Below are 25,197 nucleotides of genomic sequence, written 5' to 3'. Positions count from 1 at the left end.
GACAAGTTATTCACATCTTGATCCCGGGGTTATCCACATGTTGTTCTGTTTTATCCATAGAGTCTTATTGTTTATTGTTATATATCATTGAAATTTAGGTATTTTTTAACGACTCGCGATTGTTGATAAAGTCGCGTAGGTGTGGATAAGTTTGGGTTGAAGGCGTAGAATGTCCGGCCTGTTTATAGGTTTAGCTGGGTTTTACCTCGTTTACGCGGCGCCTTTGTTGTGGTTGTAAGGCTGGCGTTCGCTGGGCGGGTATTTTTGGTTTTGGGAGTGTTATTTTGTCTGACGCCATATGGCAGCGGTGCTTAGCGGTTCTTCAAGAGGAGTTGCCCGCGCAGCAGTTCAATACCTGGATTCGGCCGCTGCGTTTAGAGGCTGGAGAAGGTTGGTTGCGCCTGCTGGCGCCTAATCGCTTTGTTAAAGATTGGGTCAACGATCGGTTTTTTGCTCGGATTGAAGAGCTGGTTGCAGAGTTCGCCGGCGGCCAAGGCTTCAATGTTGAGCTGGCCATTGCCGATCGCCAGCAATCGGCAATGGCGCGCCAACGCCCTACTCCTCCTGCCAGTTATGGTGAGGACCTGAGTCAAAGCCCTGCTGCCACAGAAAGTGCACCCGCGGGGGATGAGGGCGTTGCCCCGGTACCTGCTCCGGCAATTATCCAGTCCTCCACTGCGGCAGCACCCGCTACCACCCCCCAGCGGCAAGTGGAAGTTGAAGGCGGTATTCGCCATCAAAGCTCTTTGATGGAGGGCTATACCTTCGAAACGTTTGTAGAGGGTAAGTCCAACCAGCTTGCCCGCGCGGCAGCAAGCCAGGTCGCTGAGAACCCGGGGCGCGCGTATAACCCGCTATTTTTATATGGTGGGGTTGGCTTGGGTAAAACGCATCTTATGCACGCGGTGGGTAACTCCCTGGTGCAACAAAACCCCAATGCTCGCGTGGTATATCTTCACTCTGAGCGCTTTGTTGCCGATATGGTTAAAGCCTTGCAGCTCAATGCGATCAATGAATTTAAGCGCTATTACCGCTCGGTGGATGCGCTGTTAATTGACGATATTCAGTTTTTCTCAGGAAAAGAGCGTTCCCAGGAGGAGTTCTTCCACACCTTTAACGCCTTGCTGGAAGGCGGTCAGCAGATGATCCTTACCTGTGACCGCTACCCCAAAGAAATTAAGGGGCTGGAAGAACGGTTGAAGTCGCGTTTTGGTTGGGGGCTTACCGTTGCGGTAGAGCCGCCAGAGTTGGAAACGCGGGTAGCTATTTTGCTGAAAAAGGCAGAGCAAGAGAATATCCCCCTGCCCTCTGATGCGGCGTTTTTTATTGCTCAGCGTGTTCGCTCGAATGTCCGCGAGCTTGAGGGTGTGTTGAAGCGGGTTATCGCGAGTTCACGGTTTATGGCCAAGCCCATCGATATTCCGCTTATTAAAGAATCGCTAAAAGACTTGCTGGCGCTGCAGGATAAGCAAGTGAGTTTGGATAATATCCAACGCACCGTTGCAGAGTATTACAAGATTAAAATTGCCGATTTAATGTCCAAGCGTCGCAGTCGTTCGGTGGCGCGTCCGCGGCAGTTAGCGATGGCGCTTTCCAAAGAGTTAACCAACCACAGTTTGCCCGAAATCGGCGAGGGTTTTGGTGGTCGGGATCATACGACCGTGTTGCATGCCTGCCGTAAAATAAAAGAATTGCGCGACGCTGATGCCGATATCAGGGAAGACTATAAGAATTTGATAAGACTTCTGACAACCTAATGTTTTTAGGTCAGTTTTTATAATAAAGTGTAGTTTGTTATGGCCTGGGAAAGCGGCCCTGCGACCAGCAAAAACCAACGGGAAGACAACGAATGAAATTTTCTATTTCTAGGGACGCTTTGATCAAGCCCCTGAACCTTGTTGCCGGTGTTGTTGAACGCCGCCAAACACTGCCTATTTTGGCGAATGTTCAGTTAGTGCTGGATGGTCAGCAACTTTCGCTGACGGGTACGGATCTCGAGGTGGAGTTGATCGGTCGTGTGGATTTGGCGGAAGAGGGCCAGGCAAGCGAGCCGGGAGAAATCACGGTACCCGCCAAGAAGTTGGTGGATATTTGTAAGGCCCTGCCCGAGGGCTCGGTGATCGATGTCAGCCAGGACGAGCAGAAGCTCATTATTAAATCGGGACGCAGCCGCTTCCAGCTGTCCACCCTTCCCGCCAGTGATTTTCCCAGTGTTGAGCAGGGTCACGGCGGTCAGCGTTTCAGCCTGAAGCAAGGTGATTTAAAGCGCTTGATCGATCGCACCAGCTTTGCCATGGCGCAGCAGGATGTTCGCTACTATCTGAACGGGATGCTGTTTGAGGTGAACCCAGGTTTGTTGCGAGTGGTTGCGACAGATGGTCACCGGCTGGCGATGGCCAGCTTCAATGGCGACATCAATGTGTCTAACAGCGCTCAGGTGATCCTGCCACGTAAAGGGGTTATCGAGCTGGGTCGTCTGCTTATTAATGAAAACGACGATGCGGAGCTTTTTGTGGGTAGCAACCACATCCGCGTGGTCACCCGTGATTTCACATTCACGTCTAAGTTGATAGACGGAAAATTCCCCGACTACGAGCGTGTACTGCCCCGTGGCAGCACCAAGACGGTATTAGGTAGCCGCGCCGAGCTTAAGCAAGCCTTCGCACGTACTGCAATTTTGTCTAACGAAAAATACCGCGGCATTCGCCTGTTACTCAGCAGTGGCAACTTGCAGATAGTGGCTAACAACCCCGAGCAAGAAGAAGCGGAAGAAATCGTAGCGGTGGATTACGAGGGCGATAGCTTGGAAATTGGTTTTAACGTGAGCTATTTGCTGGATGTGATGTCGGCAATCAATGGCGAGACCGTGAAGTTCTCGCTGTCGGACGCCAACAGCTCAGCCTTGGTTGAAGAGTCTGAGAGCAGCGATAGCCAATACGTTGTTATGCCAATGCGCTTGTAAGCTGTCGGCAATTACTGATGTTTGCGATTTTGATAGCGGCCGCCAGCGATGGTGGCCGTTTTTGTATTCTTCCTCTTCCCTCCTGTTTGCGGAGTTTGTGACGCCCGATGCGGTTAAGTGAATTACATATTTCCAATTTTCGTAATTTGCGGCGCTGTGTGTTGAGTGATCTCTCTACCTTTAATTTCATCCATGGTGTGAATGGTAGTGGTAAGACCTCGGTGCTTGAGGCGATACATATGCTTTCCCTCACCCGGTCATTTCGTTCACGAAAAATTAATAGTGTGGTGAATTTTGACTCCCCTTCTCTATTGGTAAGGGGAGAGTTGGTTGACGGTGCCTTTGACGATAGTCGGATGCTTGGCATCCAGCGCGGGCGGGATAAGTCGCTGCTGGTTAAGTATGCCGGCGAACGACTCAGGTCCTTTTCGGATTTAGCGGGCTTGCTTCCCGTGCAGTTGGTCAACCCCGATAGCTTTCAATTGTTTGAAGGTTCACCAACTGTGCGCCGGCAGTTTCTCGATTGGTCAGTGTTCCACGTGAAACATCTTGGTTTTTACGAGGAGTGGTCAAGATATAGAAAAGCGGTAAAGCAGCGAAATACACTGCTCAGACGTGGTAAACTATCGGATGCAATGCTCTCCCCCTGGGAGGAGGAAATTGCGCTGACAGGGGCGAAAATCACCGCTATGCGCCGCGCTCAGTTTGCGGAGCTAGAGGAAGCGTTTGTAAGTCTGCTTAACGAGCTTCAGGGTGGGTCTGGGCAGGACGCAAGCCACCTTCTGGATGCCTCGCGTTTTACTATGCGCTTTATCAGTGGCTGGGATGACGACGAGGGTCGTTTGGGCGCAGAGGATTTGCGTAGGCTCTTAAATGAATCCAGAGAGCAAGATCTGCGGCAAGGGTTTACGCGAGTAGGTCCGCACCGCGCCGATATTCGCTTTAGTTACGGTGGTACTAATGCGGCCGAGGTATTGTCGCGCGGGCAGATTAAAACGCTGGTATGTGCGCTGAAATTAGCACAATGCGGGTTGATGCGACGGCAAAACCTAGATGTGCTGTTGTTAGTCGATGACTTACCCGCAGAGTTGGATAGAGAGCGCCGCGCTGCCCTGTTTGGTGTGATCGCGAGCATGGATATGCAGGTTTTCGCGACATCCATAGAAGCATCAGATCTTGATGACGCTTGGCTGGGTGACGCAAAAGAGATAAGAAGGTTTCACGTGGAACATTTTACCAACGCCTGATTCCAGCCAATGGCGTGTGGGCGACAGGTAAATAAAAAGGACTTGCTGCTGGGCAAGGCTCTTGTGTGTAGAGGTTCAAAGAATGACAGAAGAAAACAAAAATTACGATTCCTCCAGTATCAAGGTGCTAAAAGGCCTCGACGCCGTGCGTAAGCGTCCCGGCATGTACATCGGCGACACCGATGATGGTTCAGGCCTTCACCATATGGTGTTCGAAATCGTCGATAACTCGATTGATGAGGCTCTGGCAGGCCACTGCAGCAAGATACAAATTATTATTCACCCCGATGAGTCCGTTACCGTCTGTGACGATGGGCGCGGTATTCCCACCGAGATCCATGATGAGGGTGTATCGGCGGCTGAAGTTATCATGACCGTCCTGCACGCGGGCGGGAAATTTGACGACAATACTTACAAGGTTTCTGGTGGTCTCCACGGTGTTGGTGTATCCGTGGTAAATGCCCTCTCTGAAGAGTTGCGCCTCACCATTCGTCGGGGCGGTAAAGTTCACGAGCAAGTCTATCGCCACGGTGTGCCCGACGCGCCTCTGGCGATTATTGGTGATACTGAACGCAGCGGAACGGAAGTCCGTTTTAAGCCCAGTAAAGAAACCTTCAGCAATATTGAGTTCCACTTCGATTATCTAGCGAAGCGTATTCGTGAACTGGCATTCCTGAACTCCGGTATCAACATCGAGCTGATCGATGAGCGCAGTGGTGAAAAAGAAGTTTTCTGTTACGAAGGTGGTCTTAGCGCCTTTGTTGAGTATCTCAACAACAATAAAAGCGCTGTTAACGATGTTTTCCACTTCACTACCGAAGCAGATGGCATAGGTGTTGAGGTCGCCCTTCAGTGGAATGACGGCTTCCAGGAAAATATATTCTGTTACACCAACAATATTCCTCAGCGCGACGGCGGCACCCATTTGGCGGGTTTTCGGGCCGGTCTGACGCGCAACCTGAATAGCTACATTGAAAGTGAAGGCCTGGCGAAGAAGGCTAAGGTCTCCACTACAGGCGATGATGCGAGAGAGGGTCTCACCGCCGTTATTTCAGTTAAAGTTCCCGACCCCAAATTCTCCTCACAGACCAAAGACAAGCTGGTTTCCAGCGAAGTGAAAACGGTTGTCGAGCAAGCAATGACGGCCAAGTTTGGTGACTTCCTACTGGAGAGCCCCAACGAAGCCAAGCAGATTGTCCAGAAAATGCTGGATGCGGCCCGTGCCCGTGAAGCTGCTCGTAAAGCAAGGGAAATGACCCGCCGCAAAGGCGCGCTGGATATTGCAGGCCTGCCAGGCAAGCTTGCAGACTGCCAGGAAAAAGACCCCGGTCTTTCTGAATTGTACTTGGTGGAGGGTGACTCGGCGGGTGGATCGGCTAAGCAGGGCCGCGACCGTCGCACTCAGGCTATTCTGCCCCTCAAAGGTAAAATATTGAATGTTGAGAAGGCGCGCTTCGACAAGATGCTCTCCTCTGCTGAAGTTGGCACCATTGTTACGGCCCTTGGCTGCGGCATTGGCAAAGAGGAATTCAACTTAGAAAAGCTGCGTTATCACCACATCATCATCATGACCGACGCCGACGTAGACGGCTCGCACATTCGTACCCTTCTGCTGACCTTCTTCTTCCGTCAAATGCCGGAGCTGATTGAAAACGGTTATGTCTATATTGCCCAACCGCCCCTGTACAAAATTGGGCGCGGTAAGCAGCATCAGTATCTGAAAGATGAGGCTGCACTGGCCAGCTACTTAACCCAGAACGCGCTAGATGGTGCAGCGTTATACGTAAACCCGGACGCGGCCCCGATCACTGGTGCAGGCCTGGAAAAGTTGGTGACCAACTTCAGGAAAGTTGAAGATATCACCCAGCGGCTGTCGCGTATTTATCCTGCGCGATTGTTGCGTGAAGTTGTTCACCTACCCACCGTTAAGGCCGATCAACTCGGCGACCGGGCCGTGATGGATAAATGGTGCACCGCACTGGCTGAGGTCACCGTAGAGCTAGAAGCCCGCGATCCGCAACACCGCTACGATGTGCGAGTGGTGGAAGACAATGAACTGAATATCTTTGTCCCTGAAGTGGAAATAACCTCTCACGGAGTAAGTACCCACTATCGCTTTGGTCGCGATTTCTTCAAGTCTTCAGATTATCAAAGCATTGCAGAACTCGGTGAAAGCCTGCAGGGGCTGCTCGAAGGCGGCGCCTATATCAAACGCGGTGAGCGCACCCAAGAGGTGGAAAGCTTCGACGAGGTGATGAACTGGCTAATGGCCCAGGCAGAGCGCGGCATCAACGTGCAGCGCTATAAAGGGCTGGGTGAAATGAACCCAGATCAGCTGTGGGAAACCACCATGGATCCAGATGCCCGACGCATGCTGCGGGTCACTATTGAAGACGCGATTGCCGCCGACCAGATCTTTACCTGCTTGATGGGTGATCAAGTCGAGCCTCGCCGCGATTTCATTGAAAGCAATGCCCTGAAAGTGGCTAACTTGGATGTCTGATCCCAGGCTCTAAAAAAGCCCGCGAGTCGCATCGATTCGCGGGCTTTTTTTTGTGTTGATTCTGGCTAAGGCATTTTATCGCAGTGTTGCTCGATCCATTCTGCGGCCTGTTCGGCCAGGGCCTTTGGGTCACCGTCGCGAGTGTCAATCAGCTCCCCTATCCACAGCGTGACGGTGCCTGGCCGAATAAGCAGGCTCTTGGGTGGCCACAGCCTTCCGGCGTTGTGAGCGATGGGTAAAATGGGTACGCCGGCTTTGACGGCAATGCCTGCCCCTCCCCTGGCGTATTTACCGCGCACGCCGTGGGGGACACGGGTTCCCTCTGGGAAGATAAGCAGGTTGCAGTTATTCGCTAGGTGTCGGGTGCCCTGCTCCATGGTTTGGCGCATGGCCGCCCGGGGGTTGCTGCGATCGATGCCGATCGCATTCATCATGCGCAGCGCCCAGCCGAAGAACGGCACGGACAACAGCTCCTTTTTAACCACGGTGGTAACGGGAAAAAGAAACCACTGCAAATAAAAGGTTTCCCACTGGCTTTGGTGTTTTGCCAGGGCGACATAGGGCTGCTGCGCAGGCAATTCGCCGACGACGCGCGTGCGTACACCACAAAATAGCCGCAGACTGAAAATGATCAGCGCATTGCCGATGACAAAGTAGCGGCCGCGAACATGGAAGGGTAGGAACCACGTGAACACAATACCTGTAACGCTAAAAAACAGCGTAATCAGCGCATAGCTTACAAAAAACAGCCCTGAGCGCAGCCCGAGCCACACTTTGTACGGTAACGTCATCCCTGCTCCCTTCGCATCGCTTGCCCGCTATTTTTTAGCAGGCACCAGCAGTGATATATCGGCCACTTCTAAGAACAAGGCTTGTAGCTGTTTGAGTAAGCTGAGGCGGTTATTCTTGAGAGCCGGGTCGTCGGCGTTCACCATGACATCGTCAAAGAAGCGATCAACGGGGCCTTGCAAGACCGCCAGTGACTTCAAGCCCGCGGTGTAGTCGCCGGATTCAAATAGCGCCAGGGCTTCTGACGAGCACGCCCCCAAGGCTGAGTGCAGCGCTTGCTCGGCGTCTTCTTGCAATAAGCTCGCATCGACTGTCGGCGCTACATCCCCTTCCGCTTTGGCGAGAATATTCGATACGCGCTTGTTGGCGGCGGCCAATGCACTGGCTTCCTTCAACTGGGTAAAGGCTTGAACAGCGTTAACGCGGCGATCAAAGTCGAGGGCATGAGTGATGCCTTTGGCATTGACGGCGAGGAAGATTTCGCTGGCCACGCCTTTGTCGTCATACCAGGCGCGCAGTCGCTCGAACATGTAGCCGAGGATGCTCTCTACCAGCTCGTCGCTGCCCTTCACCGCGCTGTGTTGGGCAATGGCTTTAACGACCAGCGGGCGCAGATCCAGGTCCAAGGCTTTTTCGATCAGAATGCGCATGACCGCCAGTGACGCGCGGCGCAGGGCAAAGGGGTCTTTTGACCCGGTGGGCAGTTGGCCGATGCCGAAAATACCGCTTATGGTGTCCAGGCGGTCTGCCAGGGCGACGACTGTGCCGACATCACCAGCCGGTAATTCATCGCCGGCAAAGCGAGGCAGATACTGCTCCTGCATGGCCTGGGCAACCGCGGCGGGCTCGCCATCATTCTTGGCGTAGTAGGTACCGGCAATGCCCTGCATATCGTCGAATTCCAGCACCATCTCTGACACCAGATCGCTTTTGCTAAGCTCGGCGGCACGGCGCGCCTGCGCGGCGTCGACATTCAATTGCGAGGCAATAAGCGCCGAGAGTTCGGCAACGCGTTCGGTTTTGTCGAAAATGCTGCCAAGCTTTTCCTGGAAAACGACTTTCTTCAGCCGCTCGCGGCGCTCTGCCAATGATGTTTTACAGTCGGTTTCGAAAAAGAAAGCGGCGTCGCTCAGGCGCGGGCGAATAACCCGCTCATTGCCATCGATGACTTTTTCCGGCTCGCGGCTTTCGATGTTAGACACCGTGATAAAGTGAGGGAGCAACTCCCCCTTGGCATCTACCACGTGAAAATACTTCTGGTGTTCCTTCATCGAGGACACCAAGGCCTCGGCGGGAACCTGCAAGAAACGCTGCTCAAAATTACCCGCTAAGGCCACCGGCCATTCAACCAGTGCGGTGACTTCGTCCAGCAGTGCCGGGTCGATCACCGCCTCACCGCCGAGGCGCTGCCCCTGTGCGGTGACTTGTTGGCGAATTAACTCACGGCGACGGCTAAAGTCGGCGATAACACGGCCTTCTTCTTCCAGCTGGCGCGCGTAATCTGCGGGCTTGCCCAGTTGCAGCTCGCCTTCGCTGTGAAAGCGGTGGCCGCGACTGCTGCGGCCGATGCGATGACCCATCACCTCACCACTAACAACCTCGTCGCCAAAAATAACGCTCACCCAGTGTACTGGGCGCACAAACTGCTCACGCTTTGCACCCCAACGCATACGCTTGGGGATGGGCAGAGACGCCAGGGCCTGGTCGATAAAGCCTGGCAGTTTTTCGCTGGCTTGGCTGCCTTCGGCGGTAGAGCGGAAGCACAGCTTGTCTTGCTTGCCGTCATTGGCAATGTAATTACTCAGCTCATCCAGTGCCAAACCATTGCTCTTTGCAAAGGCCTCGGCGGCTTTGGTGGCCTGGCCGTCCTTAAAGGCGACTTTGACAGGTGGCCCCCACTTTTCTATGTCTTTGCTGGGCGCCTGTTCGTCGAGTTGACTAACGACCACAGCAAGGCGACGTGGCGAGGCGAAGCCTTCTACGCCATCGAAGCTCAGTTCCTCAGCGGCCAATTGCTGGGTAATGCTGTTGGTGAAGGCCTCGGACAGGCTGCTGAGTGCCTTCGGGGGGAGTTCTTCTGTGCCGATCTCTATCAGCAGATCACGCTTGCTCATCAGGCTGTTCCTTTGTCTGCGCGAAATTGTTCGCGCCATACGGCTTTTCGCTCGTCGCTGGCTAGCGGGTAGTCAAGTTGGTTTCGCGCTTCGTCGTAGGCATGGGCCACTGCGCGGGCCAGGCCACGAACACGCAAGATAAAGCGCTGGCGCTCGGTGACCGAAATGGCGTGGCGAGCGTCGAGCAAGTTAAAGGCGTGTGAGGCCTTCATGACCATCTCATAGGCGGGAAGAGGCAGGCCTTTCTCTACCAGGCGCTGGCTTTCTGCCTCGTAGTGGTCGAAATTGCTGAACAGTTGTTCGACGTCGGCCTCTTCAAAGTTAAAGGTCGACATCTCCACCTCGTTTTGGTGGAACACATCGCCGTAGGTCACTTTGCCTTCGGGCCCGTCGGTCCACACCAGGTCATAGATGCTGTCCACGCCCTGCAGGTACATGGCGATACGCTCCAGACCGTAGGTGATCTCGCCGGTAACCGGGAAACACTCAATACCGCCCACTTGCTGGAAGTAGGTAAACTGTGTGACTTCCATGCCGTTTAGCCACACCTCCCAGCCGAGTCCCCAGGCGCCCAGTGTCGGCGACTCCCAGTTGTCCTCAACAAAGCGTATGTCGTGAACCCTTGGATCGATACCCAGCATGCGCAGGGAGTCGAGATAGAGCTCTTGAATATTATCGGGCGAAGGCTTCATGACTACCTGAAACTGGTAGTAGTGCTGAAGGCGGTTAGGGTTCTCGCCATAGCGGCCGTCGGTGGGGCGTCGGCATGGCTGCACATAGGCGGCATTCCAGCTCTCGGGGCCGATGGCCCGCAAGAATGTGGCTGGGTGAAAGGTGCCTGCACCGACTTCCATATCGAGGGGCTGCAAAACAACGCAGCCCTGCTTGGCCCAAAACTGTTGCAGGCTCAGGATGAGTCCCTGGAAGCTGCTTACATCTGCCTGGTTCACTGTGATCCCCGTCTACCGCTGTGCGTGGAATAAAAGAAGCGAGGATTATACAGCGTTGCGTGGCTCGCGGCGACGCGTGTGGCCGAGGAATAGACTTGTTATGATCTAGGACCTGTTCACAGTGGTGTGGAGCAACACAGCATGGGAAAACTCATCGGCGCAGTACTCGGCTATTTTACCGGCGGAGTGCTATTGGCAGTGGTCGGATTGGCCATTGGGCATTTTTTCGACCGAGGCCTGAAGCAGGCGATGGGCTTCAACTACGCCGCGCGCCGGGAGCAGCTTCAGCAGGCGTTTTTTGACAGCACCTTTCGCATTATGGGGCATCTCGCTAAAGCCGATGGCCGCGTGTGCGAGCGAGAAATTCATCAGGCAGAAGCCATTTTTACTCAGCTGGGCTTGAGCAGCGAGCGGCGGCGCAGCGCTATTGAGCGGTTTAAGGAAGGTAGCGGCGACGCCTTTGTGCTCGAGGAAGAGGTGTCCCGCTTTTTGGAACACTGCGCGGCTCAGCCGCTGTTAAAGCAAATGCTGATAGAGGCCTTGCTGGCAATGGCGATCGCCGACGGCGAAATAGATGCCGCCGAAGAGGCCGTTTTATCCCGCGTGGCGCAGTTCCTCGGTTTTGCCACGCGAGACTTTGAGCAACTGCTAAAAATGAGTCGCGCTCAGCAGCACTTTAATTACCACCAACATTCATCCCGAGAACAGGCCCACCGCCAGCAACACAGTGACCTGGAGGATGCCTACACCGCCCTTGGGGTTAGCGCTGATGTCAGCAATGCTGAATTGAAGAAGGCCTATCGCCGGCTGATGAGTGAGCATCACCCAGACAAGCTCATTGCGCGCGGTGTACCTGAGGATATGCTGAAGATAGCGACCGAAAAGTCTCAGGAAATCAGGGCGGCTTACGATCTGATTCGCCGTCATCGAGGTGTGAAGTAACCCTCCTGTCACATTTAACGTCGATGTCACATAGTGGCGCTACACTCCCCGTTTTCACTGATTGGTCTTGTCGACGTGTTTGCCATTCGAAGCGGTTTTATCGCCTGTTGTATCATTCTCAGCGCCTGTGGTGGCGGGAGTTCATCGGGCAGTGACAACAGTAGTGCGCCCGCTGATAACAGCGAGCTGACGATTATTGGCGAAACGGAAGTCGCCGCGCAAAGTACGCAAATTCTGTTAGCGCAGGATAACAGCGATAGCGCGACGACTGCGCCGTGGCAGTGGACGGTCGTCTCCGGCCAGTCCCTGCTGGAAACCGCCGAGGTTGATGAAGAGCGTTTTCAATATCGCAGCGTGGCGCTAAACGGCCCTGCCAGTATTCGTGTGCGTGTGCAGCGCCAGGCTGCCGACGGGGAGCCGCGATCTGCCGAAACCTCGATTCAGTTGAGGCCGGCTAACGATACAGCAATGGCGCCGGGGGTGGATGCCGGTTCAGATAAAGTGGCTGATGAAGGGGAAGAAATTACGCTCTATTCCTCGGTAACGGCGCGCAACGGCCGCAGTATCAGAGCCCTTTCCTGGCAGCAAACGGCGGGACCGAGTGCCACGATTATTGGCGCCAGTGACCAAGACAGCTTGCACCTCCGCCTGCCCCAGGTTGAGCACGATGACACCCTGCGCTTTCGTCTGAGTGCCCGGGATAGCGGCGGCTTTATCGGTAGTGACAACACCTCGGTGCAGTTGCGCAATGTGTTTCAAAACTGTCTACCCCTTGTCGATGTGGGCGATAGTTTCGACGCGCGTGGCCGCGAGCGGGTGAGCCTTAGTGCATCGGCGATTGATCCCGATGGCGACATTGTCAGTGTGCGTTGGCAGGGCTTGGGTGCAGATAGCGACCTTGTGATAGATGGGGCCGACACCCTGCAGGCAAGTTTTGTTGCACCCAACCCCAGCGAGGCACGAGACCTGGTACTGAGGTTGACGGCAACCGACAACAGCGGCGGTAGTGCCAGCGCCGACCTGCGTATCCATCTGTTGCCGGTCGCAAATCGGGCGCCACAAATCGAGCGTGTTGAGGTCGACCCCGGGGTTGCCTACAGCGGCGAAACCGTTTTCTTGCGCGGCATCGCCAGCGACGCTGACGCCGATGCCCTGCAAACAATTTGGCAGCAGGGCGAAACGAGCGGCGATGTGCGTTTGGGCCTGCGCGATGCCGACAAGCCCAATGCCAGCTTTATTGTTCCAGCGCTCAGTGAGCCCGTGCTTGTTGAAATAGCGTGGCAGGTGAGCGATGGTCGCGCGCAGACCGAGGAGCGTCGCAGCTTGCAGTTGGTGCCGCGGGAAGCGCAAAGCCCGGATCCTCTGTCGTGCTTAATGGACCCACTGCAACCCGGTTGTCCCCTCTACCCGCTTTCTTCGATACTTGATCCGCAAGCCTTTCTGGCCTGTTCAGACCCGTTAAGCAGCGACTGCATACTTGGCGACCTCATCGGCCCGTCGCTGCGCCAATGCTTGCGCCAACCTTCTGCCGAGGGCTGCGCGGAGGCCCTGCTGGATGTTACCGAGCCAAGCTATGTGCTTGAGCAAATTGGCCCGGAGGCACCCGCCGATGCCTGCACCCCCGCGTATGATCCGGATAGCTTCGAGGATTACATCGGTGCGATGCACGAGCACACCGCCTACTCTGACGGCACGCCGCTAACCAAGCCTGCGGATGTGTATCGTCGGGTGAAGGAACTTGGCTACGACTTCGTTGCCTCCTCTGACCATTCCGATAACCTGGGCATTCCCCTCTCCACGGGTATAGGCCGGGCAGAATGCCCACCTGAAAACTTTCTTTACTGCCTGTTTTTGGTTGATGAGCAACGCCCGCAGGATGCACTGGCCAAGTGGGCAGCGACGCTGAGTCAAAGCAATGCCGCCACTACCGATAATTTCACGGCTATACGCGGCTTTGAATGGACCTCGGACCGATTCGGCCATGCGAATGTCTACTTCTCGCGCAATATCATCAATGCCAAAACCGGCCCCGGATACGCGGTGAGTATGGCCTTGTTCTGGCAGTGGTTTACCTACCCTGCGCAGTTTGGCGGCGGCAGTGATGGACTGCTTAGCTTTAATCACCCCGGCCGTGAAGATGCCTTGGAATCCGCCTTTGAGTTTGCCGGCGGTGACCCGGCTTTTACATTCAATGATTTTCGCTATGTCGATACCGCTGACTACCGCGTTGTCGGTATTGAGGTCTTTGGCAAGGGCAGTGAATACGATAGCGATGGGCCTGGCGGGAGCTGGTTGAGTTATGCCCTGGATAAGGGCTGGCACCTCGCGCCGATCAGTTCAGAAGACCATCACGGCATTCACTGGGGTGACCCCGACTTGCCTAAAACCGTGATCCGGGCGCGCTCTCGCAGCCTTGATGATTTGCGAGAGGCGATGTTGGCAAGGCGGATATATGCCGTGGCGCAACACTACAGTGACTTGCGTTTGGACTACCGCGTGGCTGATGCCACCCTAGGAGCAAGAATCCGTCAACCGGCGGGCAGCGTGTTACCTTATCGAGTGTCGGTGAGCCTGCATGGCCAAGTTATGTCGAGCGCGGTGGTGCAGTTGGTTGGGCCGGGGAACACCGTGTTAGCACAGGCGACAGGCGGCGAGCTACAGGGTGAGATCTCCGTTGGCAGCAACAAAAAATACGCCTTTTTTAGGGTGTTAGATTCGGCGAATAATAACCGTCCGGTGGCGTTTTCAGCGCCGATTTGGCTGCTGCCAGGCGACGCGCCGCTGCCATTGTGCCGCCCGCCTTCGGTCTGGGAAGGGGATAGTTTGCTATACCCCGAGCTGCCTTAAATATGCTGAGCTTCGTGGACGTCGGCGTAGCGTTTAGCCCAGTCTGAAAAGGCTTCGGCATTTAGCGCGGGGGTGTAGAGGAAGCCCTGTACCATGTCGCAGTGATGATCTTTTAGCAGGCGTCGCTGTTGCAGGTTTTCGACACCCTCGGCAATAACCGACATGCCGAAGCTGTGCGCCATCGCAATAATGGCGTTTACCAGCGTGACGCTATCTTGGCTTTGGTCGATATCGTGAACAAAGCTGCGATCGATTTTTAGAATATCGAAGGGGTAGCGCTTCAAGTAGCTGAGCGAAGCGTAGCCGGTGCCGAAATCATCCAGCGACAGGCGAACGCCGAGCGCCTTCAATTCCTGGAAGCATTGGCGAAGATTGGGTGTATCGTTGATCAACAGGCCTTCGGTGATTTCTAGTTCCAACTGCCGTGCCGGCAGACCCGATTGCTGCAGAGCGCGCCGCACCGTATCGACAATCTCGGACTCTTCAAACTGCCGCGCAGAGATATTCACAGCAATGTTAATCTCGGGCAGCCCGGCGCGCCGCCACCGCATTGCCTGTTGGCAGGCGTTGATCATCACCCACTCGCCGATCATGCCAATCATGCCGCACTCTTCTGCAACGGAGATAAACTGATCAGGGCCGGGGTTGCGCAGTTCGTTATTGTGCCAGCGCAGCAGCACCTCCGCGGCAACCAGGCGGTTGCTGCCAAGCTCGATAACAGGTTGAAAGTGCAGCTTAAATTCATCGCGCTCTATCGCGCGGCGCAGTTGCGACTCTGTTTCCAGCCGGTATTCGGCCTGGCTGCTCATACCCGCTTGATAGAAAGAGAATTGGTTGCCGCCTTTGCCCTTCGCCGCAAACATTGCCGCCTCGGCTCTGCGTAACAGGGTTTCGGCGTCGCGGCCGTGGTCGGGATACTGGCTGATACCAATACTGGCTGAGACGTTAATCTCATTGGTGTCTATCAGGTAGCGCTCACTCACCTTGCTCAGCACGGTTTCGGCGAAAATACTGGCTTCATCACTGCAGCTGCCCTCGCCGAGAATGATCAAGAATTCGTCGGCGCCCAAGTGAGCGAGTAGCTGTTCGTCGTTGATACAGCGTCGCAGGCGCTCGGCTGTCTCGCGAAATAAGCGATCCACCACGTGGTGGCCCAGCGAGTCGTTTATAAAGCGGATGCGGTCGAGGTCGAGGTGCAAAATGGCAAATCCGCTGGCGTCCTCGCCCTGCTGTTCAATAGTGCGCTGCAGATTTTTTAATGCCAGCTGGCGATTGGGCAAGCCGGTTAACACGCTGTAGTGTTCGCGAACAAAAAGCCGGTTGGCGATCGCCTTGTTCTCAGAAATATCCTCACAGCTGAATATATAGTGTTCTATATTGCCCTGTTCGTCTTTGGTCGCAGAGGCCACCGCGGCAACATATTCCTCGCGGTCGGCGAGCTGAATATGTAGCTCGCCCTCCCAGCTTCGGCCTTGCTCAATTGTGCTGCGAATGCGTTGGCGCGTTTCCTCGGAAATCAGCGATAGCAGTCGCTCTATGTCGGCGGTGTCCGGAACGCTGTCATCACTGATGCCGCTGAGGCTGTGAAACTTCTGGTTGGTGTAGATGGGCCGAAAGTGCTTGTTGAGCAAAATCAATGCGGCGGGGCTGTGATCCAACAAGGCCTGCAATTGCTGCTCTTTCGCCTGGCTGCGGCCGAGTCGTGTGCGCAGCGCGTCCAGCTTGCCGCTAAAGGCGATCAAGAAGCACAGCATACTCATCGTGAAGATGGCCAGGGCTAATACCGCCGAATCGTAGCGGTTTTCAGGCAGTAACAGGCTTGCGGCTGCTAAGGAGGCCGAGCTGGCGAGTGCTAGGGCGAGTTGCGCGTAAGCCATAGTCCATCTTTTGTGTCAGATTACGGCGCTATGATGGCAGGCAAGGGCCATTTTCGCCAGCATTGTTGCTGACTGTCCTTCCTTGCAATGGCGCATTTATTAATAATAGGGTATTAGTGTCGCCCAATAACGATAAATCTGCTGTAAACGAGGCTAAGGATGATTCACTCTCATCAAATTATGAAAGGCGCTGTACTGAGCGCCGTGGTTCTGCTCACTGCCTGCGGCGGCGGAAGTAGCGGCAGTAGCTCCGGGGGTGGCCAGGGCGAGGCGAAGCAGTACGATGTTGAAGTGAGGCGCAGCGAGCACGGCATTCCCCACATTAAGGCCGACAATTACGCCAGCATGGGTTATGGCTACGGCTATGTGCATGCGCAGGACAATATTTGCGTGCTGGCCGAGGACTTGATGACCATTCGCGGTGAGCGCGCCCAATACCTCGGTCGCGACGGCAGCTATACCATTATTCCTAACGGCTCGACGGCGTCGAATGTCGACTCGGACTTCTTTTGGCGGGCGGTGGCGACTGATGACGCGATTGCGCCGATCAAAGCAAACAGTGACCCAGAGGTCGTCGAGGCAACCCGCGGCTTTGTTGCCGGTTACAATCGCTACCTGAGGGAGCTGAAGTCGGGCGAACACAGTGGCCGCCACCTCGCCTGTCGCGATGCCGCGTGGCTGACGGAAATCAGCGTTGATGACCTCTACCGCCGCTATTTCCGCTTGTCTATTTTGGCGTCGTCGTCGGTATTTGTGAGCGAGGTGGCCAATGCCGCGCCACCCTCCCCCGATAACCTGCCACTACCGGTCAGCATTCCTGCAATCTCTGCACTCGACCCCTCTGAGATGCCGCTGGCAGGTGAGCAGCCTTTTGCCAGCAATATGTATGCCTTGGGCGCCGAGGCCAGCACCGATGAATCCATGCTGTTAGTGAATCCTCACTTTCCCTGGGAGGGCACTGAACGCTTGTATCTGGCGCATATGCAACTGCCCGATGCCGAGATTATGGGGGCGTCGCTTTACGGTGTTCCGGCAGCGTTAATTGGCTTCAACCAACATGTTGCCTGGAGCCACACGGTGTCTACCGCATACCGCTTTACTTTTTACGAGCTTACCCTGAATCCCGCTGATCCCACTCAGTACTTCTATGAGGGGGAGCTTCGCGATATGGAAGCCAGCGAAATAACCGTCCCTATTCTCGAGGGTGACGGTACCTTGGGCAGTGAAACGCGAACCTTGTACCGCTCGCACTTCGGCCCCATGCTTGAGCTGGCCGTTTCCGGCGTGCCGGTGTTGGAGTGGTCACCTGCTAAGGCTTATACCCTGCGCGATGCCAATGCTGAGAACAACCGCCTAATCAACCAGTTCTTCCGCTGGAATCGCGCGCAAAGTTACGAGGAATTTGTCGATTTACACGGCAGTGTGCTGGGTGTGCCGTGGGTGAATACAACGGCGACGGGGCCGGGCAAGCCCGCCTACTATGGCGATATTACGGTGGTGCCCAATGTGCCCGACAGCAAGGTGCAGAGTTGTGGTGCCCAGCCGCTGCAAACGGCGCTGGGGGCGCTGCTGCCGGGTTTGCCCATACTCGATGGGTCGCGGGCAGCCTGTGAATGGGATACTGACCCGGATGCGCCCGCGCCGGGTATTTTCGGGCCCGCTAATCTGCCGTCGCTGGAGCGCAATGACTGGGTTCACAATTGCAACGACAGTTACTGGCTGAGCAACCCGGCGCAGCCACTGACCGGCTTTGCTGCCATCATTGGCGATGAAGGTGCCGAGCGAACGCTGCGCACGCGACTGTGCATGCTGCAGGTTCAGCGTCGTTTAGATGGCAGTGACGCGCTGCCTGGCAACCGCTTTACACCAGACTTGCTGCAAACCGTGGCGCTCGATAGCGCTGTGTATTCGGCGGAGCTGGGTCGGCAGGCGGTGTTGGATAGCTACTGCCAGTTGCCGACCTTGCTCGGCAGCAGCGGACCCGTTGATATCAGCCAGGCCTGTTCGGTGCTGTCGGCCTGGGATGGTAAAAATAATCTCGATTCGGTCGGCGGTCATATTTGGCGCGAGTTCTGGCGCGGTGTTAACGCCAGTTCGATTCCCGCTGCGCTGCGCTGGACCACGCCCTTCTCGGCCGACGATCCGGTGAATACCCCTCGCGGCCTCAATGTGCTGAACCCGGATATTGCCCGGGCCTTTGCCGATGCTGTGCAGGCGCTGCAAAGTGCGGGGGTGAGCGAGACTGCCGCCATTCGGGATATACAGCGATCAGGCGTCCACGAGCAGGACATTCCCATTGTTGGTGGTGAGAGTTTTGCAGGCTCATTCACGATTGCCAGTAGCCCGGCAGGCATTGACGACGGTACTTACGACGTCACCTATGGCAACAGCTATGTGCAGACCGTGACCTGGGATGCCGAGGGCACGCCCAAGGCCGAAGGCTTTATCACCTATTCGCAATCCACTGATCCGGCGTCGCCTTACTACCAAAATATGACGGAAGCTTACTCGGCCAAAAACTGGATCAAATTCCCGTGGACTGAAGCCGAGATTGCCGAAAAGACCGTTGAGGTATTGCGCCTTAGCGAATAGTGGCGGGTTTGCGGCCGATATAGCCGGTCTGCAGCGCGTGCTCGGGGCCTCGCAAGTCGAGGTCTTCGCGGTGCAGCAGTGTTTCGAGGCCGGCGTAGGCGCGGCTCAGTTCGCCCTCGCCGAGCAAAAAATCCGGGTTGCTTGGGCCGCGGAGCGCCGGGCGGCGCGAATTAAAGGTTTGGTAGAACAATAGTCCGCCGGGAGCGAGGGCGTCAGCCAATTGAGCCAATAGCGGCCGGTGCAAATAGTAACTCACCACAATAACATCGTAGCGCTGCTCAGCGTTGAGGCCCTGCGATTCCAGGTCTCCCCATTTGGCGCTAATCGACAGCTGCTCACGGCGTGCATAGTCGTTGAGCTTGTCTACGGCGTTGTCTGCGTAGTCGAGGGCGTCGACCGTCAGCCCAGCCCTGGCGAGTGCCATCGCATTGCCACCCAGGCCGCAGGCGATATCCAGGCCGTAGCCTCTGTCGGGCAGCCAGTGGCTGTAGGTATTGAGCAGCCAACACGGCGGTTGAGGCAGTCTGGCGTCGGCATAGCGTTGTTGCCATTTTTGCCGGGACATTAGCGGCGCCAAAAAGCCGGTAGCAACAATACCAGCAGCGTGAATATTTCCAGCCGCCCCAGCAACATGGCATAGCAGAGAATCCATTTGCCGGTGTTGCTAACAGTGCTGTAATTCGCGGCCACTTCGCCGAGGCCTGGGCCCATATTATTGATCGACGCGGCCGTTGCCGAGAACGCCGATAAGAAGTCGAGGCCGCAGGCCATCATTGCCAGCGTGATACCCATAAAAGAGATCAAATACACGCCGACAAAACTCCACACGGCGCTGACGACCTTGGCCTCTACGCGCTGTGAACCGATCTTCAATGGAATCACGGCGCTGGGGTGAATCAGCTGCTTGAGCTCTCGAATCCCCTGTTTGGCGACCAGCATGATCCTGACCGCCTTCATACCACCGCCAGTTGAACCGGCGCAGCCACCAATAAACGACAGCATCAACAGGCCGATTGGCAAGAAGCTGGGCCACACCGAGAAGTCGTCGGCGCCAAACCCTGTTGTCGTCGCAATAGACACGGTGTGGAAAATGCCGTTCACCACGCTATCGGGCAAGTCCTGGGTGCCGCTCAGTAATAGGTAGCCGCACACAGAAACCGCGGCGGTCGCCATTACGCCAAGGTAGAACTTGGTTTCGGAGTCCATTAAATAGGTGCGGGGGCTGCGCGCGCGCCAGGCGTGGAAGTGGATGGCAAAGCTCATGCCGGACAACAGCATGAACACGCTGCAAATCATCAAAATTAACGGGCTGTCGAAAAAGCCCATGCTGGCATCGTGGGTTGAAAAGCCGCCGATGGCCACCGTGGAGAAAGCGTGGCAGATCGCATCAAAGGGTGTCATCCCCGCCAGCCAGTAGGCCAGCCCGCAGCTTGCCGTTAGCGCCACGTACATCAGGAACAGCACTTTTGCGGTGCCGGTAATACGTGGCGTCAGCTTGTTATCCTTAACCGGCCCGGGTGTTTCTGCGCGGTAGAGCTGCATGCCCCCGATGCCGAGTATCGGCAGGATCGCCACGGCGATAACGATGATACCAATGCCCCCCAGCCACTGGAGAAATTGTCGGTAGAACAATACCGACACCGGCAGTTCATCGATCCCAACGATTACCGTTGCCCCAGTGGTGGTTAACCCGGAGATCGACTCAAATACCGCCGCGCTAAAGGACAGGCCCGGATTGTCGGCAAGGAAGAACGGCAGCGAGCCAAAAACGCCCAGTACCGTCCAGAATAGCGACACCACCAAAAAACCATCGCGAATGCCTAGGTCGGGCTGCTTGCCCTGGCTGATCAGCCACAGCACCAGCCCGACACTAAAGGTGAGTGCAAAGGCGTAGCCGAAGGCGTGCAGTGCTCCGTCTTGATAGATCGCCGCCAGCGCCGCGGGCAACGCCATGGTCAGACTAAATACCATGAGCAACATGCCGATAATGCGACTTATCGTGATCAGGTGCATGCGCGGTCTCGTTTAGAAGAAGGTGAAGCCGACGGAGAATAGCTTTTCCACCGCCTTAATTTTGCTTTTATCCACCAGGAACAGGATCAGGTGGTCTTCACTGGCTACCGTCAGGTGGCTGTGGGCAATAAGCACCTCGTCGCCGCGAACGATGGCGCCAATGGTCACGCCTTCGGGCAGGTCTATTTCGTCTAGCCGTCGGCCCACTACTTTGGAGGAGCGGCTGTCCCCGTGGGCAATAATTTCCAACGCCTCCGCCGCGCCGCGCCGCAGTGAGTGAACGTTGTAAATATCCCCGCGACGAACGTGGGTAAGCAGGCTGCCGATGGTAATTTGCTGGGGGGAAATTGCTATGTCGATCTCGCCGCCCTGCACCAGATCCACATAGGCCGGGTTGGTGATCAGGGTGACGACTTTTTTTGCGCCCATGCGCTTGGCCAGCAGCGACGACATAATGTTGGCCTCGTCGTCATTGGTCAGCGCGAGAAAAACATCGGTTTCTTCGATATTTTCCTGGGCCAGTAATTCATGGTCCGAGGCGCTGCCGTGCAGCACAATGGCCTTGCGCAACTGCTCTGACAGGGTGCGGCAGCGATCGTAGCTGCGCTCGATAATTTTAACGTTGTAGCGGTTCTCTACGGCGCTGGCAAGCCGCTCACCAATATTGCCGCCGCCGGCAATAATCAGGCGTTTGTAGCGTGTATCTACCCGCCGCAGCTCGCTCATTACCGGCATAACGTTCTTCTTGGCGGCGATAAAAAATACTTCATCGCCGGCTTCAACAACGGTTGTACCGCTGGGCACAATGGCATTCCCGCGGCGGAAGATTGCCGCCACACGCGTGTCGATCTGTGGCATGTGCTCGCGGATTGTCGCCAACTCGTTGCCAACCAGCGGGCCGCCGTAATAGGCCTTAACAGCGACCAATTGCACCTTGCCGTCGGCGAAGTCCAGCACCTGCAGGGCACCGGGGTATTGCAGCAGACGTTTTATATAGCGGCAAACCAGCTCTTCCGGGCTGATAAAAACATCGATGGGAATGGCGTCGCTGCCGAACAATTTCGACTGGCTGGTATAGGAGCTAGAGCGTATGCGCGAGATCTTCGTCGGTGTGCGGTAAAGCGTTGCGGCAACTTGGCAGGCGACCATATTTATTTCGTCGCTGCTGGTCACGGCGATCAGCAGATCCGCGTCTTCGGCCCCGGCGCGGTCGAGTATGTCCGGGTGGGAGGCCGAGCCACACACCGTGCCGATATCCAGCCGGTCTTGCAGCTCTCGCAAACGATCCTGATCTTGGTCGACAACGGTAATATCGTTGTGCTCACTGGCCAGGTTGGCAGCCAGTGTGCCGCCGACCTGGCCGGCACCGAGAATAATGATTTTCATGTCTGTTTTGTCGCCGCCGCAGAATATGCGCCAATTGTGCGTTGTTTAGCCGCTCGGGCTCAAGGGTTAATGCCCTGTTGCCGCTGCTTTTACCAGCTTAGCGTAGAAGAAGCCATCGGCACCCTCATTTGAAGGGAGTAGCTGGCGACCGACTTTTCTATCTATGCCCCACGCCACATCCAATGCTGCACTGTGGGCGTCGTCGTGGCGCTGCAAAAAGTCCGCGATTTGTTGCTCGTTTTCTTCTGGCAGTACCGAGCAGGTGGCGTAAACCAATATGCCACCCGGTGCCAGGCACTGCCACATGGCATCCAGAATGCGGCGCTGCAAGCTAACCAACTCGGGAATATCACTGGCGCGACGGTGCAAGCGAATATCGGGGTTGCGGCGCAACACACCGGTGGCGCTGCAGGGGGCATCAAGCAAAATGCGATCGAAGGCTTGGCCATCCCACCAGGCTTGGGGGTCGGCGGCATCCGCCACGTGGTAGTGGGCGCGAAGGCCCAGGCGCTGCAGATTGTCGGCCACGCGCTCTAAGCGGCCCTCATCAATATCCAGGGCTACCAGTTCCTGTAGCGCCGGTTCCGCTTCCAAAATGGCGCCGCTTTTACCGCCGGGGGCGGCGCAGGCATCGAGTACCCGTTGGCCCGGTTGCAGCTCGAGTAAGCGGGTACACAGCTGGGCGGCCTCATCTTGTACCGACACCGCGCCTGCAAAAAATTCGGGTAGGGCTTCCACACCACAGGGGCTGCTGAGGCGCAGGCCCATAGGCGCGTATTGGCAGGTGGTGGCGTCAATATCGGCGGCGCTTAGTTTCGCCAAATAGGCGTCACGGCTATATTGCTGTTGGTTGACGCGCAGGCACATTGGCGGGTGGGTGTTATTAGCCTCGAACACAGCGCTGGCCTGCTCGGGCCAGGCGCGCGTTATCGCGTTATACAACCAGGCGGGGTGAGCGCTCGCCGCGTCGGCGGGGAGGTCTTTAAACAGTGCTTCGCCGTCGCGTTGGCAGCGGCGCAAAATGGCATTACACAGCCCGGCCGCCCATTTCTTTTTCAGTGTTTTACAGGCTTCCACGGCGCTGCTGATGGCGGCGTGTGGGGGAATGCGAGTAAAAAATAACTGATAGGCGCCGATGTAAATCAGCATTCGTATATCGCTGTCTTTGCGCTTTAAGCCCTTGCTAAAGCAGGGCTTCAGAGCGGCATCGAGCTGCCAGTAGCGCCGCAGCGTGCCGTAGCAAAGCTCGCGATAAAGTGGTCGCTGTTTTTCCGGCAGCGACTTTTCCTGCAGGGGAATTTGGCGGCTCAGTGACTGGCCATCGACGACGGCGACGAGGCAGCGCGCCGCGGCAACGCGAGGGCAGCTCATGCCGCACCCAAGACGGTGCCTACCGAGAAGCGTGCCGCGTGACCATTGAGCACATCGGCGACAGCCATTTGGCGCGCATTGGGCAGTTGCAGTGAGAGAAGTCGCAGGGCGCCCTCGCCACAGGCGACGACGATGCCATGCTTGTCACAGCTGAGAATTTCCCCCGGCGAACCTTCGCCACGGGTTGGCTCCGCCAGCCATACACGCAAACGGTCTTCACCGACGCTGGTGTAGCAAACGGGAAAGGGAATAAATGCGCGAATCTGACGATCTATTTCAGCGGCACTGCGCTGCCAGTTTATCTCGCCTTCTTGCTTGTCGATCTTGGCGGCGTAATTGCTCAGTGCATCATCCTGCACTTCAGGCTGAGCGGTGCCGCTGGCCAGCTGGTTAATAGCGTCTATCAGGGCCGGACCACCCATCTCAGCCAAGAGGTTGTGGAGGCTGGCACTGGTGTCATGGGGACCAATGTCGCAGTGCACTTTGCGCAGCATGTCGCCGGTATCCAAGCCTGCTGCCATTTGCATAATGGTAACGCCGGTTTCGCTGTCGCCTGCTTCAATGGCCCGCTGGATGGGGGCGGCACCGCGCCAGCGTGGCAGCAGGGAGGCGTGAACATTTACGCAGCCCAGTCGCGGTATATCCAATACCGCTTGCGGTAGGATCAGGCCATAGGCGACCACTATCATTAGGTCGGCGCCGAGGGCGGCCAGTGCGTCGCGGTCGGCCTGGTCTTTAAAGTTGAGCGGCTGGTAAACGCTGATTCCGGCTTGCTCGGCAAGTTGTTTAACGGGGCTGGGGCGGGGCTTTTTACCGCGGCCCGCTGGGCGGTCAGGTTGGGTGTATACCGCAACGATGTCGTGGTGGCCGTCGTCCAGCAGTGCCTTCAAATGTTGCGCTGCAAATTCCGGGGTGCCGGCAAATACCAGCTTTTGTGAAGTGGCGGCCACTGCCGTCTCCTATGCCTTGCGTTTGTGTTGTTTTTCCAGCTTTCCGCGAATGCGGTTGCGCTTAAGCGGCGACAGGTAGTCGACAAATAACTTGCCCAACAGGTGGTCGTTCTCATGCTGAATACATACCGCCAGCAGTCCCTCGGGCTCAATTTCGAAAACGTCGCCGTTGCGATCCAGGGCCTTCACGCGAACGTGGCGGGGGCGCTCGACGGTCTCATAGAAGCCGGGTACAGACAGGCAGCCCTCGTCGTACTGGAAGATTTCTTCATCGAGAACGGTAATTTCGGGGTTGATGAACACCAGCGGTTCGCTGCGGTCTTCGCTCACGTCAATGACGACGATCTGCTCGTGTATATCCACCTGGCTGGCAGCCAGACCGATGCCCGGCGCCTCGTACATGGTGTCGAACATATCGTCGATAATCTTGCGAATGCGGTCGTCGACGTTTTCCACGGGTTTGGCGACGGTGCGCAGGCGCGGATCGGGAAATTCGAGAATCTCTAGTACAGCCATAAATGATTGTGACCAAGTTGTCGTGTATGTTGCCCAACTATTGCTACTATAAAGAGTATTCGCAATTGCAGAGCCGTGTATCGGATAGGGTGGCAACGCCTTCTGCTTTTTACAACGATAACAATATGCAGTCGCCGC

At 56.2% G+C, this 25,197-nt stretch carries 17 protein-coding genes; 7 read left to right on the top strand and 10 right to left on the bottom strand.

What is annotated here, in order from left to right; genetic code table 11:
- The first annotated feature begins 284 nt into the window (after positions 1–284).
- From dnaA to gyrB, 4 genes are all read left to right on the top strand, one after another.
- Complete coding sequence (gene dnaA / locus AC2Q8J_RS10605; RefSeq protein WP_486451240.1) at positions 285–1,757, top strand: chromosomal replication initiator protein DnaA; 1,473 nt, start codon at positions 285–287, stop codon at positions 1,755–1,757.
- Positions 1,758–1,849: 92 nt separating this feature from the next.
- Positions 1,850–2,962 carry a DNA polymerase III subunit beta gene (gene dnaN, locus AC2Q8J_RS10600; protein ID WP_286695320.1) on the top strand — a complete coding sequence of 371 codons (1,113 nt, stop codon included), beginning with the start codon at positions 1,850–1,852 and terminating at the stop codon, positions 2,960–2,962.
- 107 nt (positions 2,963–3,069) lie between these two features.
- Complete coding sequence (gene recF / locus AC2Q8J_RS10595; protein ID WP_486451239.1) at positions 3,070–4,209, top strand: DNA replication/repair protein RecF; 1,140 nt, start codon at positions 3,070–3,072, stop codon at positions 4,207–4,209.
- Between the two features lie 82 nt (positions 4,210–4,291).
- Positions 4,292–6,712 (top strand): DNA topoisomerase (ATP-hydrolyzing) subunit B, encoded by a 2,421-nt coding sequence (gene gyrB / locus AC2Q8J_RS10590; RefSeq protein ID WP_486451238.1) that lies wholly within the window; start codon positions 4,292–4,294, stop codon positions 6,710–6,712.
- 65 nt (positions 6,713–6,777) lie between these two features.
- Here the strand turns inward: gyrB and AC2Q8J_RS10585 are convergent, their stop codons facing one another.
- The 3 genes from AC2Q8J_RS10585 to glyQ are packed head-to-tail and all read right to left on the bottom strand — an operon-like array spanning position 6,778 to position 10,565.
- Positions 6,778–7,503, bottom strand: coding sequence for a lysophospholipid acyltransferase family protein (locus tag AC2Q8J_RS10585; RefSeq protein ID WP_204994917.1), 726 nt, complete (start codon positions 7,501–7,503; stop codon positions 6,778–6,780).
- 27 nt (positions 7,504–7,530) lie between these two features.
- Positions 7,531–9,615: a glycine--tRNA ligase subunit beta gene (gene glyS, locus AC2Q8J_RS10580; RefSeq protein WP_486451237.1), complete on the bottom strand. Its 2,085-nt coding sequence runs from the start codon at positions 9,613–9,615 to the stop codon at positions 7,531–7,533.
- Complete coding sequence (glyQ, locus tag AC2Q8J_RS10575) at positions 9,615–10,565, bottom strand: glycine--tRNA ligase subunit alpha (protein WP_286837356.1); 951 nt, start codon at positions 10,563–10,565, stop codon at positions 9,615–9,617. The genes glyS and glyQ overlap by 1 nt, the downstream gene beginning before the upstream one ends.
- Before the next feature lie 141 nt (positions 10,566–10,706).
- Between glyQ and djlA the strand changes: the two genes are divergently transcribed.
- Positions 10,707–11,507: a co-chaperone DjlA gene (gene djlA, locus AC2Q8J_RS10570; protein ID WP_286837358.1), complete on the top strand. Its 801-nt coding sequence runs from the start codon at positions 10,707–10,709 to the stop codon at positions 11,505–11,507.
- Between the two features lie 33 nt (positions 11,508–11,540).
- Positions 11,541–14,354 carry a PKD domain-containing protein gene (locus tag AC2Q8J_RS10565; RefSeq protein WP_486451236.1) on the top strand — a complete coding sequence of 938 codons (2,814 nt, stop codon included), beginning with the start codon at positions 11,541–11,543 and terminating at the stop codon, positions 14,352–14,354.
- Here AC2Q8J_RS10565 and AC2Q8J_RS10560 read toward each other — a convergent pair.
- On the bottom strand, positions 14,351–16,231 hold the full coding sequence (locus tag AC2Q8J_RS10560; protein WP_424143218.1) for a putative bifunctional diguanylate cyclase/phosphodiesterase: 1,881 nt from the start codon (positions 16,229–16,231) through the stop codon (positions 14,351–14,353). The two genes, AC2Q8J_RS10565 and AC2Q8J_RS10560, sit on opposite strands and share 4 nt — an antisense overlap.
- Before the next feature lie 159 nt (positions 16,232–16,390).
- Here AC2Q8J_RS10560 and AC2Q8J_RS10555 point away from each other — a divergent pair, with 159 nt between their 5' ends.
- Positions 16,391–18,823 (top strand): penicillin acylase family protein, encoded by a 2,433-nt coding sequence (locus tag AC2Q8J_RS10555; RefSeq protein WP_486451235.1) that lies wholly within the window; start codon positions 16,391–16,393, stop codon positions 18,821–18,823.
- Here AC2Q8J_RS10555 and AC2Q8J_RS10550 read toward each other — a convergent pair.
- From AC2Q8J_RS10550 to def, 6 genes are all read right to left on the bottom strand, one after another.
- Positions 18,813–19,388 carry a class I SAM-dependent methyltransferase gene (locus AC2Q8J_RS10550; RefSeq protein WP_486451234.1) on the bottom strand — a complete coding sequence of 192 codons (576 nt, stop codon included), beginning with the start codon at positions 19,386–19,388 and terminating at the stop codon, positions 18,813–18,815. The genes AC2Q8J_RS10555 and AC2Q8J_RS10550 overlap by 11 nt on opposite strands.
- Entirely contained in the window at positions 19,388–20,836 is a 1,449-nt protein-coding gene (locus AC2Q8J_RS10545; protein ID WP_486451233.1) for a TrkH family potassium uptake protein, read from the bottom strand. The genes AC2Q8J_RS10550 and AC2Q8J_RS10545 overlap by 1 nt, the downstream gene beginning before the upstream one ends.
- Before the next feature lie 12 nt (positions 20,837–20,848).
- The gene (gene trkA / locus AC2Q8J_RS10540) at positions 20,849–22,222 is read right to left on the bottom strand and encodes a Trk system potassium transporter TrkA (protein WP_486451232.1); all 1,374 of its coding nucleotides are present in this window, start codon (positions 22,220–22,222) and stop codon (positions 20,849–20,851) included.
- Between the two features lie 66 nt (positions 22,223–22,288).
- On the bottom strand, positions 22,289–23,593 hold the full coding sequence (gene rsmB, locus AC2Q8J_RS10535; protein WP_486451231.1) for a 16S rRNA (cytosine(967)-C(5))-methyltransferase RsmB: 1,305 nt from the start codon (positions 23,591–23,593) through the stop codon (positions 22,289–22,291).
- Complete coding sequence (fmt, locus tag AC2Q8J_RS10530; protein ID WP_486451230.1) at positions 23,590–24,543, bottom strand: methionyl-tRNA formyltransferase; 954 nt, start codon at positions 24,541–24,543, stop codon at positions 23,590–23,592. Before fmt ends, rsmB begins: the two co-directional genes overlap by 4 nt.
- Before the next feature lie 9 nt (positions 24,544–24,552).
- The gene (def, locus tag AC2Q8J_RS10525; protein WP_204994905.1) at positions 24,553–25,059 is read right to left on the bottom strand and encodes a peptide deformylase; all 507 of its coding nucleotides are present in this window, start codon (positions 25,057–25,059) and stop codon (positions 24,553–24,555) included.
- Positions 25,060–25,197: the final 138 nt, after the last annotated feature.

The organism is Spongiibacter sp. C9W (assembly GCF_057370015.1).
This window is presented reverse-complemented; position numbering and strand designations above follow the sequence as displayed.